Genomic DNA, 18,307 nt, shown 5'->3' with positions numbered 1-18,307 from the left:
GTACCCGGCCCGCACACAGGCACCCGTGCACGCCCCCGGCCGTCGCCCCCGCCGTTCCCGCTCCCAACGAAGTGGATGAGACCAGAATGTTGCGCACCGCGGCCGTCGTCGGAGCCGGCCTGATCGGCACCTCCGTCGCCCTGGCACTGTCGTCCCGCGGTGTCACCGTCTACCTCTCCGACCGCGAACCGATGGCCGCCCTCACGGCCTCCGCGCTCGGCGCGGGCCACGCCGAGGACCCGCCGGGGCCGGTCGACGTGGCGGTGCTCGCCGTACCGCCCGCCGACATCGCCGCCACGCTCGCAGCTGTACAGTCCCGCGGCCTCGCGCACGCCTACACCGACGTGGCCAGCGTCAAGGCCCGCGCGCTGGCCGAGATCGAGGAGAGCGGCTGCGACACCGGGAGCTACCTGGGCGGACACCCGATGGCGGGCGGCGAGCGCTCGGGCCCGCTGGCCGCACGGGCCGACCTGTTCGAGGGCCGCGTCTGGGCGCTGGTCCCCACCCGGGACACCTCCGACGACACCTGGCGGACGGTACGGGAACTGGTCACCCTGGTCGGCGCGACACCGCTGGTGCTGGACGCCGCCGGACACGACCGCGCGGTCGCCCTGGTCTCGCACGCCCCGCACCTGGTGGCCAGCCTGATGGCGGCCCGCCTCGAACACGCCGCCGAGGCGGAGGTGGGCATGGCGGGCCAGGGGGTACGGGACGTGACCCGGGTCGCCGCCGGCGACCCGCACCTGTGGCGGGAGATCCTCGCAGCCAACGCGTCGAGCGTCGCGGACGTGCTGACCGAACTGGCCACCGACCTGGACGAGGCGGTCGCGGCGCTGCGCGCACTCGCGGCGGACGACGACGGCACGGCGTCGGTCGCGCTGACCGCGCTCCTCGCGCGCGGCACGGCCGGACACGGCAGGCTGCCGCACAAGCGCGGCACGCCGCGCGGCGGTTACGTCACCGTCTCGGTGCTGGTCGGCGACCAACCGGGCGAGCTGGCACGGCTGTTCACCGACGTGAGCGCGGCGGGAGTGAACATCGAGGACGTCTTCATCGACCACGCCCCGGGCCAGATCACGGGCATGGTGGAACTCCTGGTCACGGCGGAGAACGCCGGACGCCTGACCCGCAGCCTGCGCGTCCCGAGCACGGTGATGGCCCGCTGAGGGCACGGCGGCGGACGGAGGAACCCGGCCGAACCCGCCCCCTCGCCGTCGCCGGACTCGTAGGCTCCGTGGCATGGACTTCTCCGCGGCGCTGGAGCTGATGAAGAACGAGCAGCGGCGCATGGCGCGCCGCAGCTGGATCCAGACGGGCAAGTACGTCTACCTGGAACCCGGATCGACCTGCACGAGCCCGGACGGGCGGCAGCGCGTGCTGGAGGCCCACCTGCGGTTCGTCACCGCCGACGGGACCGTACAGGCGGGCGTCCAGCCCTCGCACGCGGGGCTGCTCGCCGACGACTGGTACGACGTCGACGAGGACCCGGAGTGACCGAGCCGTCCCGCGGGGTGGTGGGACGACCGGGACGGCGGGACGGCCCCCGTCAGCGGCGGTAGTCCGTCAGCGGTAGTCGTCGGGGTGGCCCTGCATCCACGTGTTGATCTTGTCGCGGGTGCCGACCAGCGAGGTCTCGTGCTTCTTGAGGTTCTCGAAGGACCGGTCGCCGCCGAGCCGGGCGTCGAGCTTCTTGATCCAGTCGATCGGCTGGGGGAAGTGGCCGGGGCCCTTCGGGTCCGCCTTCATGGCCTTGTCCATGCGGTGCAGCTCGTCGTAGACGCGTCCGAGGAAGTAGGCGCAGTCACCGGCGGAGCAGGAGTCGCCCAGGGTGGCCTGGAGCCCGGCGAAGGCGTCGCGGACCTTCTCGGCGGGCGCTTCGGAGGGCGCTTCAGCGGGCACGTCGGCCGGGTCTGCGGCCTTGGCGGGCGAGGCGGGCGCGCTCGTCGGCGCCCCGGCCCGGTCCGTACGGTCCGCCGGACCGTCGGACTTCGCGGACGTGCTGCAGGACACGCTGAGCGCGGCCAGGGCCACGGCGATGACGGCCGCACCCCGCGCTGAGGACTGGAACATGGAATTCCCCCGTGGAACGTCGAGTGCCCCGACCCTACATAACGCCTGGTCGGTCGGCACCGGTGGCCGTGCGGGCGGCCCCTGCCGCTCCCCGTACGCGAAGCACCCGGGCCACCGTCCTCAGGCCCGCAGGTAGGCGAGGACCGCCAGGACCCTGCGGTGGGTCTCGTCCGCCGGGGGCAGGTCCAGCTTGGTGAAGATGTTGCCGATGTGCTTGCCGACGGCGGCCTCCGAGACCACCAGCTCCTTCGCGACGGCCCCGTTGGACCTGCCCTCCGCGACCAGGGCGAGCACCTCGCGCTCGCGCGGCGTGAGCCGCTCCAGCGGATCGCGGCGGCGGCGCAGCAGCTGGCGCACCACCTCCGGGTCGACCACCGTCCCGCCCTGCGCGACCGAGTGCAGCGCGTCGACGAACTCCTCGACCTGGCCGACGCGGTCCTTGAGCAGGTAGCCGACGCCCGTGCCGTCGCCGGAGTCCAGGAGCTCGGAGGCGTACGTCCGCTGCACGTACTGACTGAGGACGAGCACCGGCAGCGCGGGCCGCTTCCCGCGCAGCCGCACCGCCGCGTGCAGCCCCTCGTCCTGGAAGCCGGGCGGCATGCGCACATCCGTCACCACGATGTCGGGGGCGTGCTCCTCGACCGCCGCGACCAGCGCCTCCGCGTCCCCCACGGCGGCCACCACCTCGTTCCCGCAGCGGCCGAGCAGCCCGATCAGCCCCTCCCGCAGCAGCACGCTGTCCTCGGCCAGCACTACGCGGAGCGGTCGGCCGCCTCGGTCAACTCGCAAGGGAACTCCACCAGTAGCAGGGTCGGTCCGCCCGGCGGGCTGGACACGGCCAGTCTGCCATCGAGCACCGCCACCCGGTCCGCGAGCCCGGTGAGCCCGCTGCCCGCCGAGGAGTCCGCGCCGCCGCGGCCGTCGTCGCGGACCTGGAGGAACAGCCGTCCGTCACGGTGACCGCCGGTCACCTCCGCGCGGTCCGCACCGCTGTGCCTGGCGACGTTGGCGAGCGCCTCGCAGACCACGAAGTAGGCCGCGGACTCCACCCCTTGGGGCAGTCGGCCCGGCAGCCGGAGGTCGACGTCGACGGGGATCGCGGAGCGGTCCGCCGCGTCGGCGACGGCGGCGCCGAGCCCGTAGTCCGAGAGGATCTTGGGGTGGATCCCGTGCACGAGTTCGCGCAGTTCCTCGAGCGCCTTGCCCGCTTCGGCATGGGCCTTGGCGAGCTGCTCGGCCAACGGGCCCGCCGGTACGTCGAGTCGGGCCACGCCGAGTGTCATCGTCAGTGCCACGAGCCGCTGTTGCGCACCGTCGTGCAGATCGCGCTCGATACGGCGCCGTTCCGCCTCGAACGCGTCCACCAGGCGCAGCCGCGAACGGGCCAGTTCGACCACCTTCGCGTCGAGCTCGCTCTCGCGTGAGGCGATCAGCAGACGGGTCAGCGCGGCGCGGGCGCCCGCCGCGACGCCGAGCGCGTAGCAGCACAGCGCCATGGAGAGCAGACCCAGCACGGTGACGCCGAACGCGGTCGGCCAGCTGGTGACGGTCCACAGCTTGAGCACCTTCGTCTCCTGACCGCCGCCGACCGTGGCCATCGTCAGCGGCGCGGCCACCATGGACAGCGGCACGAGCAGGGCCGCCGTCACCACGACGGCGTCGACTGGCCACAGCACCCCGGCGAACAGCAGCGCGTACCCGAGCTCGCGCCACGTCGCCCGCTCCCGCAGCCTGGTGCTCAGCCAGGCCCACAACCCCGGTGCGTGCGGCACCTGGTGCGGGTCCGTCGCCGCACAGCCGTCGACCAGGCGCAGCCGGTGCCGCTCCACCCACGCCAGCGGGATCCCGCCGAGCGCGACCACCACGAGCAGGGGCAGCCCCACCAGGACGAGGGCGAGCGCCCCGCAGAGGGCCACCGCCACCACCGTCACCAGCAGGGCGACGGCGCCCGTCACCGCGCCGGTGAGCAGGTACGCGACGGAGCGCCAGGGCCAGGCCGACAGCAGGAATCCCGGCCGGGACATGGCCTGCCACACATTCCGAGGGTGCATGCGGATCACCGTAGGCGGGCGCGCCCGTCCGCTGCCATCGGGCCAGGGTGCGGATCGGGGGTAGGGCCAGGCCTACCCCGAACCTCGCCCCTGCCGCAGTGCTTCGACCCGGTCCCGCGCGGTTTCGTGGAGACGGCGGCCACGGAACCCCGTCGGCGGCGACTGACACCGCCACCGCCACCGACATCACCACGAACACCGACATCACCACGAACACCGACATCGACACGAACAGGAAGCCATGAGCGACGACGCGGTCCGATTGCACTCCCTCACCCGCCGGTACGGCTCGGGCGGCACCTCCGTCACCGCCCTCGACGACGTGTCGCTCGCCTTCCCCCGGGGGACGTTCACCGCCGTGATGGGCCCGTCCGGGTCCGGCAAGTCGACCCTGCTGCAGTGCGCCGCGGGACTGGACCGGCCCACGTCGGGCTCGGTCACCGTGGGCGGCACGGAGCTGACCGGACTGAGCGAGACCGGGCTGACCCTGCTACGCCGCGACCGGATCGGCTTCGTCTTCCAGGCGTTCAACCTGCTCACCGCGCTGACGGCCGAGCAGAACGTCGCCCTGCCGCTGCGGCTGGCCGGCCGCCGCCCCAAGAAGGCCCATGTGCGCGAGGTGCTCCACCAGGTCGGACTCGGAGACCGGGCGGGCCACCGGCCTACGGAGCTGTCCGGCGGCCAGCAGCAGCGGGTGGCCCTGGCCCGCGCCCTGATCACCCGCCCCGACGTGCTGTTCGGCGACGAGCCGACCGGGGCCCTCGACTCGCGTACCGGCCGGGAGGTGCTGACCCTGCTGCGCGGCATGGCCGACCGGAACGGCCAGACGATCATCATGGTCACCCACGACCCGGTCGCCGCCTCCTTCGCCGACCGCGTCGTCTTCCTCGTCGACGGGCGCGTCAACGGCGAACTGCTCGGCGCCTCCGCCGCGGCCGTCGCGGCGCACCTGACCGAGTTGGAGGCCGCACCGTGCTGACCACCGCGCTCCGCACCCTGCGCACCCGCTGGACCACCTTCGTCGCCAGCTTCGTCGCCCTCTGCCTCGGCGTCGCGCTGATCGCCGTCATGGGCCTCGCCCTGGCGTCCTCGCTGGACGCGCCCGACCGCGGACCGGAACGGTTCGCCGCCGCGCCGGTCGTCGTCAGGGGCCAGGACACCCTCACGGTGCGCACCCCGATCGGCGACCGCACCCAGGAGCTCGAACGGCCGCGCGCCGTGCCCTCCGACGTGATCGCGAGCCTGCGCGGCCTGGGGACCGTCGTCGAGGACCGGTCGTTCGCCGTACGGGCGCGGGGCGGACCCGCCGGTCTGCTGGGCCACCCCTGGTCGACCGCGGCCTTCGCACCGTACGAGCTCGACGCGGGACGCGCGCCCCGGGCGGCGGACGAGGTCGTCGTCAGCGGTGACTGGGCGCGTCCGGGTACCAGGGTGCGCACCGGCGCCGGGACGGTGCGCGTCGTCGGTACGGTGACCGGGCTCGGCTTCGAGGACGCCGTGTTCTACACCGACGCCCGCGCCGCCGAACTGTCTCCGCACAGCGTCCAGTTGGTGGCCGACGCCGACCCGGCGGCGGTGCGCGCGGCGGTACGGCGCGCAGCGGGCGGCGACGGCGTACAGGTCCTCACCGGGGACGCGCGCCGGTACGCCGACGCCGACCCCGACCGGGACAGCGAGGCCCTCACCGCGATGAACGCCCTGTTCGGCACGGCCGGCGGCGTCACCGGGTTCGTGTCGGTGTTCGTAGTGGCCTCGACCTTCGCGTTCGCGGTGGCCCAGCGGCGACGCGAGTTCGGGCTGCTGCGCACGGCCGGGGCGACCCCGGGGCAGATCCGCCGCATGGTCCTCTCCGAGGCGCTCGGGGTCGGTGTGCTCGCCTCGGCCGCCGGCTGCCTGCTCGGTTCCCGCGGGGCTCCGGTGCTCGCCGCGTGGGCGGTCGACGAGGGCCTCGCGCCCCGCTGGTTCACCATCGGCGACTACACCTGGCCCTGTCACCTGGCCTTCTGGACGGGCCTGTTCGTGACCCTGTGCGGCGTGCTGGCCGCGTCCTGGCGGGCGGGGCGCACCGGCCCGAGCGAGGCGCTGCGCGAGGCGTCCGTGGACACCCGGGCGATGACACCGGGCCGCTGGCTGTTCGGCGGGGCCCTGCTGGTCGTCGCCGCGGTGACGCTGGTCCTGGCCCTCGCCACGGACCCGGGCGACCTGCTGCGGCGCAAGACCTACGTGAGCCGCCCCATGCTGCTGATCACCGCGGTCGCGCTGCTCGCACCGGTGCTGGTACGGCCGCTGTCCCGGCTGCTCACCTGGCTACCGGCCCGACTCCCGGGCGCGAGCGGCATGTTGGTACGGGAGAACGTCGCCGCCGGAGTGCGCCGCACCGCCGCGCTCGCGGCACCCGTACTGGTCACGGTCGCGCTGGCGGGCTCGCTGCTCGGCGCCACGGCGACCCTCAACGGGGCGAAGTCCGCCGAGGTGCGGGCAAGGACGACCGCCGACCTCGTGGTCACCCCCGCGGGCGGAGCCGCCTTCGACGAGGCGACGCTGCGCGGGCTCCGGGCCGTGCCCGGCGCCGAGGTCTCGCCGAGCGCCCCGAGCGCGGTGTACGCCCTGGAGGACGGGGTGGCACTCATCAGGTCCGACGCCAGGGCCGTCGAACCGGAGTCGCTCGCGACGACAGCCCGTCTCCCGCTCGCCGCCGGGAGGGCGAGTGACCTGGACGACGGCTCGATCATCGTCAACGGGGAGTGGCAGCAGCACACCGTGGGCGAGCGGGTGGACGTGTGGCTCGGCGACGGTACGAGGAAGTCCCTCAGGATCGCCGCGGTCATGTCCGTCGGCACCGGGAACAACGGCGTGTACGTCACCCCGCGCAACTCCCCGGGGGCCCTCGCCGACCGCGTCGACGTACGCCTCGCCCCGGGCGCGGACGCGGGCGGCGTGGCCGCGGCACTGCGCCGGGTGGTGCGGGCGTCGGGCGGGGAGGTCCTCACCGGGGACGCCTGGGTACGGGCGACGTACCCCCGGACCAACCGGACGACCCGGGCGGGCCTGCTCCTGGTCCTCGGGATCGCCCTCCTCTACACCGGGATCTCGCTGGCCAACACCATGGTCATGGCCACCTCCGACCGGGTCCGCGAACTGGCCGTGCTGCGGCTGGCCGGTGCCACCCGGTGGCAACTGCTGCGGCTGACGGGGGCCGAGGCGCTGATGGTGGTCACGGTCGGCGGGCTGCTCGGCGCGCTGGTCGCCGTCCTCAACCTGATGGGCATGTGGGGCGCGCTGCGGCTGCTCTCGGTGCGTACGCCCGTCGGGATCCCGTGGACGACGCTCGGGGCGGCCACCGGCGCCTGCGCGGTGCTCGCCGTGACCGCGGCGGTCGCCGCGGCCGGAGCCACGCTCCGCCGCGGGGCGGCAGAACGGGCGGGCGCCCGGTCGTGACGGCGACGCGCGCACGGCGGCGGTCCGTCAACTCGCCCACCAGGGTGACGGGTTGCCGCCCGGGTCGTCCACTACGCTGCGCAACGCCGCCCGAGGCGGCGCGCGCCGCAACCGACCCGGGAGAACCACCCATGCTGATCACCGCAGGACGCATCCTCACCGCCCCCGGCGAGTACCTGACCGACGGCGCGGTCCTCGTCTCCGGGGACACCATCGCCGCCGTCGGCCCGCGCGTGGAGGTCGAGGCGCGGGCGTCGGCCGGGGAGCCGCGCCTCGCGTTCCCCGAGGGCACCGTCGTTCCCGGCCTCATCGACGCCCACGTGCACCTCTGCTTCGACGGCAGCGCCGACCCGGTGGCCGGGCTCGCCGCGCGGGAGAACGGGGAGCTGCTGGAGGACATGAAGGACCGGGCCCGTCAGCTGCTCGCCTCCGGCGTCACGACCGTACGCGACCTGGGTGACCGCGACGGCCTGGCCCTCGCCCTGGCGGCGCGGATCGCCGAGGGGGCCGAGGAGGGGCCGCGGATCGTGTCGGCGGGCGTTCCGGTCACCTCGCGCGGCGGGCACTGCTACTTCCTGGGCGGCGAGGTGTCCGGAGCGGCGGAGATCCGGGCCCTGGTGGGCAGGAACGCGGCCGCCGGAGCGAAGGTCATCAAGGTGATGGAGACCGGCGGCGGCCTGACGAAGGACGGGGCGAAGAAGAGCTGGGAGGCGCAGTTCTCGCGCGAGGAGCTCGCCGTGCTCGTGGCGGAGGCGCACGCGGCGGGGCTGCCGGTCGCCGCGCACGCGCACGGCACCGAGGGCATCGCCGCGGCCGTCGGTGCGGGCGTGGACACGCTGGAGCACTGCACGTGGATGGCGCCGGGGCGCGGTTTCGACCTGCGCGAGGACGTGCTGGCCGAGATCGTCGCGAAGGGCGTCCACGTCTGCCCGACGGTCTCCGAGCACTGGCCGATGCTGCCGAAGGTCTTCGGCGAGGAGTGGTTCGCGGAGATGGGGCGCATCGTGAGGGCGATGGCGGACGCCGGTGCCCGGATCGTCCTCGGTACGGACGCGGGGGTGCAGCGGACCGGGTTCGGCGGGCTGCCCGCGAGCATGAAGTTCTACGCCCACCTGGGCCTCGACCCGGCGCGGATCCTGGAGATGGCGACCGGCGAAGCCGCCCGCGCGCTGGGCCTGGAAGGGGTGACGGGCCGGATCGCGGAGGGCCACGGTGCCGACCTCCTGGTGGTGTCGGGCGACCCGCTCCAGGACCTGGACGCCCTGCGGAACGTCACCGCGGTCATCGCCGCGGGCCGCCAGTACGGGGCGACCACCGGGAACTGAACCGCGAGGAGCCCGTCACCCGGATCCGTGGCGAGGCCGGGGCGTTCCCGTGCGCCTGGAATGCGAGGGTCGGGAGGTTTCGGCCAGAGCGGCTGCTCCTTTGTGCCATTCGACGACGTCTCGCCCCGGGCCCGGCACCGTCCCCGCTACACAGGAAGCACCGAGGCGTCGTGCCGAGTCGGGGGAGGGGAACCGGGATGCTCACGATCGACGTCGCCGTGCTGCTCGCCGTCATCGTCTTCTTCCGGCTGCGGCGGCGTACGCAGGCACGCAGCCGGGTCGAGGAGCGGACGACCGTCCTCATCGTCCTCGCGCTGGGCGTGCTGATCGCACCGACCGCCGCCGGGCGCTGGATCGTCGACGTGCTCGGTCAACTGGCCGGCAGCGTCACGCAGGCCGGCCGATGACGACGGGCCCGCGCCGCAGGCGCCCCGCCGCCACGCGCAGGCCCCCGGCCCGCCGGCGTACCCGCTCCGCCGGGCGTCGACGGTCACGTGCACACGTACGTACGGGAAACCGGCTCACCGACCTGGTACTCGGCGCCTTCCTCGCCGTCGCCGTGGCCGCGGCACTCGTCAACTGGCTGCTGGCGCACTGGTGGATCCTCGCCGTCCTCCTGGCGGTCGCGGCGCTCTCCGGCGGCGCCTGGCTCTACCACCGTCAGGACCAGGCACGTTGGGACGCGGTGCGCGCACAAGGGCTGCGGTACGCACTCACCCAGCTGGACGGCCTGCACCACGCCTCCTTCGAGGAAGCCGTACGCGACCTGATGCGCCGCGACGGCTGCGGGGACGCGACCCGGGTCGGCGGTGGCGGCGACCTCGGCGCGGATGTCAAGGCGACCGACCCCTACGGGCGGCGCTGGGTCGTCCAGTGCAAGCACCGCAGGCACGGCCTGTCCGGCTCGGCCGTGGGCACCCCGGACCTCCAGGTGCTCAACGGCACCGCCCGTCCCGTGCACGGCGCCGACATCGCGGTGATCATCACCAACGGCCGTGTCACCGCACCCGCCGTCGCCTTCGCCCGGCAGCAACGCCTCCACGTCGTCGACCGGCACCTCCTGGGCGCCTGGGCCTCCGGGTCGCGCCCCCTGTGGGAACTGCTCCGCGCCCTGCCGCCGCCCCGGAAACCGACGGCACTGTCCTGACGGCGGCCTGACGACCGGACGGGGACTCAGGCCCCCGCGTACAAGCCCCCCGTCTCCATCAGACGGATGGACCGGTACGTATCCTCGACCGTCCGGCGGTCCTGGCCGTCCAGGACGACGTGGCCGGGGGAGGACGCCTCGTCGACGGTGCGCCGTACCGGCGCGCCCGCGGTCAGCCCCGGGCAGACGTGGGCGACGGCCGGCAGCGAGCGCAGCCTCCGCAGCACGCGGGCGTCGACGAAGCCGTCGTCCCCCGCGGCCAGGGTCATGCGCGTCGTGAACCGGCGCGGGAGCGCCACGGGGCGTACGAGACCGGCCACGTCGGCCGTCGCGGCGGCGCGGACGGGGTCGCAGGCGTGGCCGTGCAGTGGTCCGGTCGGGCCCTCCTGCACGTACGCCTGGGCCCGCAGCAGCGTGGCGCCCGACCCGGGGGCGAGGGCGACGTGCAGGCGGGCCGGGCCGAGGCCGATCCCGAGGACGGGCAGGGCCCGGAGCGCGAACTGCTTCAGGGACCTGGCGTGCGGGTCCGTACCGGGCACGGCGTCGGTCCGCTGGTGCAGGCCGTCCTCCGTGAGCGTCTCCCGCCACAGTCCGACGACCACGGGGTGCCGCTCGACCGGTCCGCTGACGGTGTCGATGAGGTACCGCGCCCCCGGCACGTGCTCCTGGACGACGAACTCGGGGTCGTCCGTGTGCCGGGGCGCCTCCGCGCGGAGCCGCTCCCACGCGTCACGGAGCTCCGTCGTGGTGCGGCACAGCGCCGGCTCCAGGGGTACGGCGCTGTCGGCACTGGCCAGGACGAAGCGGTCCATCCCGCAGAACCCGGCCCACTTCAGCGCCTGCGTGAGGCTCGACGTGCTGAGCGTGCGCGGCGCGGAGAGGCCCGCGTCGCGCAGGGCGGCCGCCTGCACCCCCCGGTCGGTGCGCAGCCAGGAGGTCGCCGGGTCGTTCCCCGCCAGGTCCAGCTCCGCGGCCAGCCGGTCGGCCAGGGCGACCCCCCGGTGGCTGCCCGCGACCACGGAGGTCACCTCGCTCACGCGCAGCCGCTCCAGCGTGTGCCGCAGCCCCTCGTCGTGCACGAACTCCTCGCCGTAGCCGCTGCGGTGAGGGAGGTGGCCGGGGGCCGGGGCGTGCCCGCCCCCGAGCCGGACCGCGACGCACCGCCACCCCTGCGCCCGGTACTCCTGGGCCAGGCGGGTGTCGCCGTCGACGGGAGCGATGATCGCGACCTTGCCACCGGGCATCACGAGTCGGGGCTCGGCCGGCGAGTTGGCGATGAGGGGCACTGCGGTCAACTCCAGGCGAAGTCGGTGGCGTTGGCGAAGTCGGTGGCGTTCGCGAACACGCGCCGCCACAGCGCGGCCAAGGGCGTCCCCGGCGCGGAGACGCGGTACGAGCGGCTGCTCACGTCAGGACCGGCCGCCCGTGACGAGCGCGTGGTCGATGTGACCGTTCGGGGGGCCCGCCCTCGTCGGGCGCGAGAGGTGCCCGCTCATCCGCGGGGCCGGCATGAGGCCGAAGCGTTCCGCGTCGTCCTCGACCGCGAAGCCGTGGCCGTGGCGCCGGGAGCCGTCGCGCAGCGCCGTCGTGAGGCGCCGCATGCGAACCCGTTCCAGAAACACGTGCCTCCCTCGTGCCCGAGCGCGTTGAGCCGACGAGCCGCGGACTCGCGCCGGACTCCCTCGTCACCCTGAGTAGAACCCGCCTCCCATCCCCATGGCAAGCAAACTGCGGCGCAGATGACAGCACTGCCACCACCGCGGACGCCGAATGGCCACAAGTTGCTCTGAGGGGCGCCGACGACGACGGCCGGCGCATCTGTCGCAGGTGGCGCTCACCCGCGTTCCTCCAGCCTGGGAGCCCGTAGTTGGGTCTCACGGGGCAGTGCCGGAGCCCTGGCGCACCGAGGAGCTGCGCCGCGGCCGGGTGACCAGATGTGTCCGGAAACCGACTATGGCGGGAAGGGGGAGGACGGGTACCGAGAGGGGTCCGCGTCACTGTCAGCGATCGCAAAGATGCGGGGAGGATCGACGGTGCCGCGGCGCGAACGACGACACGAGCACGGAGGAGCAGGAGGAGCGAGAGGGACAGGAGCGGGAAGAGGGTCAGGCGTCCGGGCGGAGGAGGCCGCGTTCGTACGCCTTGCGCAGGTGCTGGGGGACCAGGGTGGTGCTCCCGTCGACGGTGACGGGGACCAGGGCGGGAGCGAGGGCGCGCCACTGGGCCCTTCGGTGACGGGTGTTGCTGCGGGACGTCTTGCGCTTGGGAACGGCCATGGGCCAACTCCTCGTAGTCGGTGGGGGATCAGCGAGTGATCAGCGGGTGGTCAGGGAGTGTTCAGCGTCCGGAGTAGGGGAGCAGCGCCATCTCACGGGCGTTCTTGACGGCCGTGGCGATCCGGCGCTGCTGCTGCCGACTCACCCGGGTGACGCGACGGCTGCGGATCTTGCCCCGGTCCGAGACGAACTTCCGCAGCAGGTCGGTGTCCTTGTAGTCGATGTACGTGACCCGGGCCGTGTCGAGCGGATTCGGGCGGCTCTTGCGGACGGGCGCGGACGTGGTGGTACGGGGCATGGTGGCTCCCTTGTCGAGGGGGACGGGCGAGCGGTCGGTGCGGGTCAGGCGGCGGAGTCGAGCAGCCGGTCGAAGCCGGTGGGGTGGCGCCAGGTGCCGGGGCCGGAGGCGAGTTCGGCGTCGGTGAGCAGGCAGGAGTCGAGCAGGGAGAGCAGCCCCTGCCGGTCGAGGTCCGGGGAGGTGAAGACGAGGTGCTGGCACCGGTCGCCGTGCTCCGGGTGCCAGTCGAGCGCGGCCGCCGTACGCCGCTCGGCGGGCATCAACTCCCAGGCCGCGTCCGGCAGTGAGGCCATCCAGGGCCCGGCGCTCTCCACGCACAGCGCGCCTCCGGCAGCGTCCCAGCCGAGCAGGCTGTCGGGGCGGTCCGCCAGCCAGAACCGCCCCCGGCTCCGGGCGGCGGCGCAGCTCAGGTGCTCCAGTGCCGCGTACAGACGGCTGGAGTGGAAGGGGCGGCGACGCTGCCAGACGAGCGTGCTGACGCCCTGCTCCTCGCAGTCGTGGGGCAGCCGTGCGCACGCCGGGTGCTGGGCGGCGGCCGCGGCGTCCACGTCGAAGCCCGCGGAACCCGCGGTGCCCGCGAACGCGACCGCCGCCAACTGCCCCGACCCGATGGAGACGTGTGTCGCGCAGGGGTGCAACTGCCGGAGCAGCGCGAGGTCGTCGAGACCGGTCCCGGGGCTGTCGGCCACGGCGAGGACGGGAGCGTACTCCAGCTGTCGCGCGAAGGTGTCGGCCACCGTGCGCTGGTCGGCGGGGGTCGCGGCGAGTCCGGCCTCCGCGAGGTCGTCGCCGTTGGACAGGCAGGCCAGGACAAGGGACGGGTCAATCGCCGTGATGACGTTGGTCAGTTGGAAGAGGTTCCCGCCGTGGGTGGCGATGACCTCGGCCATGGCGCGGGGCTCCACCGAGTCCCACAGCTCCACCACGGCCAGGCGCGTGAGGCCGCTGTCGGCCAGACGCTCCAGCTCGGGCACCAGGTCCTCGCGCAGGGCGCAGCAGGCGCAGTCGTTGACGAGCGGCGCCTCGCCCCAGGACGTCTCTCCGTCCGCGTCGCGCACGCTGCGGCGCACCGTGCCCGACGGGCCGGCGGAAGCGTCGTGGTGCAGGGCGGCGCTGTGGGGGACCTCGCGCAGCAGCCGTTCGACCGCGGCGCGGCGGGCGTCCGCGTGCAGGCCGCCGACGACCACGACGGGCATCGGCCGCCCGGGTGCCTGTTCCCCGGGGGCCGGTCCCCCGGAGGTCGCGCCTTCGTGCGTCATCGTCGGCCGCCGTCTCGTCCGTACCGCCGCTCGAACCGCTGGACGCGGCCCGCGGTGTCCAGGACGCGCTGCGTGCCGGTGTAGAAGGGGTGGCTCGCCGAGGAGATCTCGACGTCGACGACCGGGTAGGTCCGGCCGTCCTCCCACTCGACGGTCTTGTCGCTGGTCATGGTCGACCGGGTGAGGAAGGCGAAGTCGCCGGCCTTGTCGCGGAAGACGACCGGGCGGTAGTCGGGGTGGATTCCGGGCTTCACGGGTGCTCCTTGGGGGTGTACGGGGGAGGAGGGGCGGGCCGGTCCGGCGCGGTCAGCGCTCTTCGCGGAACTCGACGTGGCGCCCGGCCGCGGGGTCGTACTTGCGCAGGACCAGCCGGTCCGGGTCGTTGCGGCGGTTCTTGCGGGTCACGTACGTGTAGCCGGTTCCGGCGGTGGAGCGGAGCTTGATGATCGGGCGTACCTCGTTGCGGGCCATGACAGGTACTATACGACAACGATTACCATTTTCAATAACGGATCGAAGGCATCGAGGTCATCGATCGGGATGTCGATCGGATCTTCGATCGGGACGTCGATCGAGAGCATCGAGGGAAAGGCAGCACCGCACATGTCCGCTCACTGTCAACTGACCGGCGCACGACCGGTCTTCGGCAAGAAGATCTCCCACTCGCACCGGCGTACGTCGCGACGCTTCGACCCCAACGTCCAGAGCAAGCGCTACTGGCTCCCGGGAGAGGGGCGGTACGTGCGGCTGCGGCTGAGCGCACGCGCCTTCAAGACGGTCGACGCCATCGGGGTCGCCGCCGCCGTCGCCCGGATCCGGGCCCGTGGGGAGCGTGTCTGATGGCGAAGCAGAGCAAGATCGCGAAGAACGAGCAGCGCAAGCGGATCGTCGCGCGCTACGCGCGGAGGCGGGCCGAGCTGAAGGCCGTCCTGGCGTCCCCGGACGCTTCGGAGGCTGCCGAAGCGGCGAAGGCCGCCGCCCGGGCGGAGCTGCGCCGTCAGCCCCGCGACGCGAGCGCCACACGGGTGCGCAACCGTGACAACGTCGACGGCCGCCCCCGTGGCCACCTGCGCACCTTCGGCTTGTCGCGGGTCCGGGTGCGGGCCGAGGCGCACGCCGGGAACCTGCCCGGCGTGACGAAGTCCTCCTGGTGAGGGCGCGGCCGGGCGCCTCCCGGGTGCCCGGCCCCGCGCCCGGCCGACGCGCCGCGTGTGCCTCTGCGCGGACCGTGCGCCCCCACGGCGAGGTTCACGCCGAGGACAAGTCGGAGATAAGGCTGGAGGCACAGCTCTACGCATAGCCCCCCACACAGCCCTCCGCACAGTCCTACGCACAGCTCTACGCGCGGGGTGATGAAAGGATTCGGCATGGCACCTCAGGCATACCTGGAGCCGGGACGGCTGTCCGCCATAGCGAAGATCCTCGACCGCGCGGGCGGTCATCTCAGCGCCGCGGTCGACGAACCGGCTCTGCGGCTCGCCCAGGACGGCCAGGGCGCGACCGTGGTCCGCTCGCTGCTCGAACTCTCACGCAGCGCCTCCTACGACGTGACCTGCGCCGTACGTCACGCCAGCGGCGGCGATCTGCCCCGGGCGCAGGCCCACTTGGAGGCCGCCCGCACCGCCCCCGACAAGCACCCCGCGCCCGCCTGCGGGCTGCCGAGTCCGCTGCCGGGCGGGGTCCGTACGGCCCTGCAACTCCTGCGCGGGATCTCGGGGTTCTTCAACGCGGAGACGGAAGCGGCGTTCGTCCGCGCGCTGAGCATCGAGGCGGGCGGCGGGCGCTGAACTGCCCGTTGGGCCCGTCCGCTCTGTCGGTGATCCACAGGCGATGTGTCGGTGGCCGCTGGGAGTGTGGGGTTCCGAGGTGCTCGGAGAAGCACCCGTGACTGCCTCTTCCCGCCGCAAGGAGCCCCGTCGCCATGTCGCCCACCCCACGCTGGAACGTCCGCCGACTGCCGGACGCCGAAGGCCGCGTCTTCCTGGTCACCGGCGGGAACGCCGGCATCGGCTACTTCGTCGCCGAACAACTGGCGTCCACCGGAGCCACTGTCGTACTCGGCAGCCGCAGTTCCGTCAGGGCCGAGGTCGCGCTGGCCTCGATCCGCGCACGTGTCCCCGGCGCCAGGGCGAAGGCCGTACGGCTCGACCTCGCCGACCTGTCGTCGCTCAGGACGACGGTGGACTCGCTCGCGGACCTGCTGGCGGACCCACCGGGAGTCGAGCACCTCGACGCGGTCGTCCTCAACGCCGGGATCGCGCTGGACGACCCGCCGCGCGGGGAGACCGGGGACGGCCACGAGCTCATGTTCGGCACGAACCACCTCGGACACTTCGTCCTGACCCACTGGCTGCTGCCACTGCTGGCAGCCGCGCCGGCGGGCCGTGTCGTGACCACGGGCAGCTTCGCCGCGAAGTCCGAGCGGCTCGACCTGGACGACCTGCAGTCCCGCGAGGACTACCGGCCCCAACGGGCTTACGGCCGCTCGAAGTTGGCCCAGATGTACTTCGGCCTCGAACTCGACCGCCGCCTGCGGGCCGCCGGGAGCACGGTGGTGAGCGTGGTGGTCCACCCCGGCGGCGCACTGGACTCGCTCACCCCGTCGCGGCCGCCGGTCCACGTACGTACCACCGGCGCACGGCTGGGCGCGGCACCCGCGGCCCTCCTCGTCCAGGGCAAGGACGCCGGGGCGTGGCCCGCGGTGCGGGCGGTCCTCGATCCGGCCGTGGGCGGGGGCCAGTTGTGGGGTCCGCGGGTCTTCGGACTGCGGGGCGAGCCGCGACGCGAGACGGTGTGGGACCACTTGGCCGACCGCGCCGTCGCGACCCGCCTGTGGGACGCGAGCCGCGACCTGACGGGCGTGGACCCGGCCTGATCGGCCGGACAAGTCCTAGCGATCCGCTCGCACCCGTGCCGAGCCGCTCGTGGCTTCGCGCAGGGCCCTGCGGTACTCCGTCGGGCGGGACGCGTAGTCGATCCGCGCCGCGATGCCCGCGGGGTCGGCGTCCGGCCCGCGCAGCAGGTCGACGGACGCCTGCGCGAGCCGGGCCCGTACCCCGTCCGCCCCGGCCCGTGCGATCAGTTCGCGCAGGCCCGAGACGGCCTCCCGGGCCCGTCGGCGTTCGCGCGGGTCCGCGCGCAGCATCGGCCGCACCCCCGTCGCCGGGGCGGCCTCGCAGAGCAGGGCGTCCAGGCCGGCGGCCAGGGACCGGCCCTCCCGTATCGTGGGTTCCGCCGTGGCGCGGGCCTCCACCAGCACCCGCAGCGCGTTGAACAGCGCGGTCGTCTCCGCGTCCTGGCGGTCCGGGTCCAAGGGCAGGGCGCTGTCCCGGTCGAGCCCCGCCGCCGTGCGGCGGGCCGCGGCCACGACCTTCTCCGCCCGCTCCAGTCCCATCCCGGGCACCGCTGCCACACCCCAGACCTCCGCGTCGAGCGCGTCGCGCACCGTCCGCACGCCGTGGTCCGCGAGCACCGCGAAGTGACCCCTGTTCAGACCGGTGCCGCGCAGCTTGGACAGGGGCCTGGCGGCCAACTCCGCTGCGAGCAGCTCCTGGTGGAGCGGCTCCCACGCCTCCCGCACGGCCCGCACCGCCGCGCGGTGGTCCTGCGCGACGGCGGCGGCGTCCTGCCGCAGCCGTCGCGCCCGGCGCACGAGCAGCGGACTGATGCCCTTGAGCCGGCGCGCCGAACGTGCGCCGCCGCACAGGACGCCGACCGCCAGGGAGAGCAGTCCGAAGAAGCCGAGGAAGCCGACGACTTCGTACGTGGTGTCGACGTCGTCGCCCCCGGTGTCACCGCGCGGGTCCTCGTCGCTCTCGGCGACGTGTTCCCCACGCGCGTCCACCACGAGCAGATCGCCCTCGTGGGGACCCTCGTCGATCATGGAGCCGTACTCGACCCCCTGGTCGGGGGCGTCGAGGTCGTTGGGCGCCTTCAAGGTCGAGCCCCGGTCGGGGTCGCACCGGAAGGGGACGACGCGCTCCTTCTCGCTGACGTACTCCCAGTACCGCACGACGCACGTGCCGTCGGGGTCCTCGTGGATCACCTGGAGCTCGGTGAGGTGGGTCCTGAGGTACGGCTGGGGCGCCGGGCCGTCCACCGCGACGGCGTTCACCACCCCGGACGCGCCGACGAGCACGAGGCCGACGACCGCGAACCACCGGTAGATCCCCACGTGATGGACCCGGTACTGGGCATGTCTCATGTGCCTGTCCCCCCGACCGTGCCTGTTCCCCGACTGTGCCTCGTCCTCCCGACGTCGGCCACTGACGCGAGCGACCGGTGACCGGTGACCGGCGACCAGGGTGACGCCCGCCCGGTCGTACCCACCAGGGGGCGATCAGGTAAGGGGGACGGCACGTGCTTGCCCGCTTCCGGCAAGGAGCGCGAGGGACAGGTCCTGACACCCCGGGCCAGATGCTGCGCCGCTGCCGGCCTTCGTAG

The 18,307-nt window shown here is 74.0% G+C and carries 22 protein-coding genes; 11 read left to right on the top strand and 11 right to left on the bottom strand.

What is annotated here, in order from left to right; translation table 11 throughout:
* Positions 1-86: 86 nt before the first annotated feature.
* Together ABT160_RS08110 and ABT160_RS08105 are read left to right on the top strand one after the other, a co-directional pair.
* Positions 87-1,166 (top strand): prephenate dehydrogenase, encoded by a 1,080-nt coding sequence (locus tag ABT160_RS08110; protein WP_351645043.1) that lies wholly within the window; start codon positions 87-89, stop codon positions 1,164-1,166.
* A 73-nt stretch (positions 1,167-1,239) separates the two neighbouring features.
* Positions 1,240-1,494: a Thoeris anti-defense Tad2 family protein gene (locus ABT160_RS08105; protein ID WP_351645040.1), complete on the top strand. Its 255-nt coding sequence runs from the start codon at positions 1,240-1,242 to the stop codon at positions 1,492-1,494.
* A gap of 69 nt (positions 1,495-1,563) precedes the next feature.
* Here the strand turns inward: ABT160_RS08105 and ABT160_RS08100 are convergent, their stop codons facing one another.
* The 3 genes from ABT160_RS08100 to ABT160_RS08090 form a co-directional block, all read right to left on the bottom strand.
* Complete coding sequence (locus ABT160_RS08100; RefSeq protein WP_351645038.1) at positions 1,564-2,070, bottom strand: hypothetical protein; 507 nt, start codon at positions 2,068-2,070, stop codon at positions 1,564-1,566.
* Between the two features lie 120 nt (positions 2,071-2,190).
* On the bottom strand, positions 2,191-2,859 hold the full coding sequence (locus ABT160_RS08095; protein WP_351645035.1) for a response regulator: 669 nt from the start codon (positions 2,857-2,859) through the stop codon (positions 2,191-2,193).
* Complete coding sequence (locus ABT160_RS08090) at positions 2,823-4,094, bottom strand: sensor histidine kinase (RefSeq protein ID WP_351645068.1); 1,272 nt, start codon at positions 4,092-4,094, stop codon at positions 2,823-2,825. Before ABT160_RS08090 ends, ABT160_RS08095 begins: the two co-directional genes overlap by 37 nt.
* Before the next feature lie 268 nt (positions 4,095-4,362).
* On the opposite strand from ABT160_RS08090, the gene ABT160_RS08085 reads away from it, so the two are divergent.
* The 5 genes from ABT160_RS08085 (at position 4,363) to ABT160_RS08065 (ending at position 10,031) form a co-directional block, all read left to right on the top strand.
* Complete coding sequence (locus ABT160_RS08085; RefSeq protein ID WP_351645034.1) at positions 4,363-5,100, top strand: ABC transporter ATP-binding protein; 738 nt, start codon at positions 4,363-4,365, stop codon at positions 5,098-5,100.
* On the top strand, positions 5,094-7,559 hold the full coding sequence (locus ABT160_RS08080; RefSeq protein ID WP_351645032.1) for an FtsX-like permease family protein: 2,466 nt from the start codon (positions 5,094-5,096) through the stop codon (positions 7,557-7,559). The genes ABT160_RS08085 and ABT160_RS08080 overlap by 7 nt, the downstream gene beginning before the upstream one ends.
* Positions 7,560-7,690: 131 nt before the next feature.
* Positions 7,691-8,884, top strand: coding sequence for an amidohydrolase family protein (locus ABT160_RS08075; protein WP_351645029.1), 1,194 nt, complete (start codon positions 7,691-7,693; stop codon positions 8,882-8,884).
* Between the two features lie 197 nt (positions 8,885-9,081).
* On the top strand, positions 9,082-9,291 hold the full coding sequence (locus ABT160_RS08070) for a hypothetical protein (RefSeq protein ID WP_351645027.1): 210 nt from the start codon (positions 9,082-9,084) through the stop codon (positions 9,289-9,291).
* On the top strand, positions 9,288-10,031 hold the full coding sequence (locus ABT160_RS08065; RefSeq protein WP_351645025.1) for a restriction endonuclease: 744 nt from the start codon (positions 9,288-9,290) through the stop codon (positions 10,029-10,031). The genes ABT160_RS08070 and ABT160_RS08065 overlap by 4 nt, the downstream gene beginning before the upstream one ends.
* A gap of 26 nt (positions 10,032-10,057) precedes the next feature.
* Here the strand turns inward: ABT160_RS08065 and ABT160_RS08060 are convergent, their stop codons facing one another.
* The 7 genes from ABT160_RS08060 to rpmG form a co-directional block, all read right to left on the bottom strand.
* Positions 10,058-11,326: a hypothetical protein gene (locus tag ABT160_RS08060; protein ID WP_351645022.1), complete on the bottom strand. Its 1,269-nt coding sequence runs from the start codon at positions 11,324-11,326 to the stop codon at positions 10,058-10,060.
* Between the two features lie 114 nt (positions 11,327-11,440).
* Complete coding sequence (locus ABT160_RS08055; protein ID WP_351645020.1) at positions 11,441-11,632, bottom strand: hypothetical protein; 192 nt, start codon at positions 11,630-11,632, stop codon at positions 11,441-11,443.
* 504 nt (positions 11,633-12,136) lie between these two features.
* On the bottom strand, positions 12,137-12,307 hold the full coding sequence (gene rpmF / locus ABT160_RS08050) for a 50S ribosomal protein L32 (protein WP_351645018.1): 171 nt from the start codon (positions 12,305-12,307) through the stop codon (positions 12,137-12,139).
* A 61-nt stretch (positions 12,308-12,368) separates the two neighbouring features.
* Positions 12,369-12,605, bottom strand: a complete 237-nt coding sequence (gene rpsR / locus ABT160_RS08045) for a 30S ribosomal protein S18 (RefSeq protein ID WP_351645016.1) — start codon at positions 12,603-12,605, stop codon at positions 12,369-12,371.
* Between the two features lie 44 nt (positions 12,606-12,649).
* Positions 12,650-13,801, bottom strand: coding sequence for a GTP-binding protein (locus ABT160_RS08040; RefSeq protein ID WP_351645014.1), 1,152 nt, complete (start codon positions 13,799-13,801; stop codon positions 12,650-12,652).
* 59 nt (positions 13,802-13,860) lie between these two features.
* Entirely contained in the window at positions 13,861-14,118 is a 258-nt protein-coding gene (locus ABT160_RS08035) for a type B 50S ribosomal protein L31 (RefSeq protein ID WP_351645011.1), read from the bottom strand.
* A 52-nt stretch (positions 14,119-14,170) separates the two neighbouring features.
* Positions 14,171-14,335, bottom strand: a complete 165-nt coding sequence (gene rpmG, locus ABT160_RS08030; protein ID WP_351645009.1) for a 50S ribosomal protein L33 — start codon at positions 14,333-14,335, stop codon at positions 14,171-14,173.
* 132 nt (positions 14,336-14,467) lie between these two features.
* On the opposite strand from rpmG, the gene rpmB reads away from it, so the two are divergent.
* From rpmB to ABT160_RS08010, 4 genes are all read left to right on the top strand, one after another.
* Positions 14,468-14,704 (top strand): 50S ribosomal protein L28, encoded by a 237-nt coding sequence (gene rpmB / locus ABT160_RS08025; protein ID WP_351645007.1) that lies wholly within the window; start codon positions 14,468-14,470, stop codon positions 14,702-14,704.
* Positions 14,704-15,018, top strand: coding sequence for a 30S ribosomal protein S14 (rpsN, locus tag ABT160_RS08020; protein ID WP_351645005.1), 315 nt, complete (start codon positions 14,704-14,706; stop codon positions 15,016-15,018). The genes rpmB and rpsN overlap by 1 nt, the downstream gene beginning before the upstream one ends.
* A 213-nt stretch (positions 15,019-15,231) precedes the next feature.
* Positions 15,232-15,651 carry a hypothetical protein gene (locus tag ABT160_RS08015; protein WP_351645003.1) on the top strand — a complete coding sequence of 140 codons (420 nt, stop codon included), beginning with the start codon at positions 15,232-15,234 and terminating at the stop codon, positions 15,649-15,651.
* 134 nt (positions 15,652-15,785) lie between these two features.
* The gene (locus ABT160_RS08010; RefSeq protein ID WP_351645001.1) at positions 15,786-16,739 is read left to right on the top strand and encodes an SDR family NAD(P)-dependent oxidoreductase; all 954 of its coding nucleotides are present in this window, start codon (positions 15,786-15,788) and stop codon (positions 16,737-16,739) included.
* A 15-nt stretch (positions 16,740-16,754) separates the two neighbouring features.
* On the opposite strand, the gene ABT160_RS08005 is transcribed toward ABT160_RS08010, so the two are convergent.
* Positions 16,755-18,068, bottom strand: a complete 1,314-nt coding sequence (locus ABT160_RS08005) for a hypothetical protein (protein WP_351644998.1) — start codon at positions 18,066-18,068, stop codon at positions 16,755-16,757.
* Positions 18,069-18,307: the final 239 nt, after the last annotated feature.

The sequence above is a fragment of the Streptomyces sp. NPDC001941 genome (assembly GCF_040296945.1).
Classification (GTDB): domain Bacteria; phylum Actinomycetota; class Actinomycetes; order Streptomycetales; family Streptomycetaceae; genus Streptomyces.
Note: the sequence above shows the minus strand (reverse complement) of the source record. Positions and strands in the feature narration are given on the sequence as shown.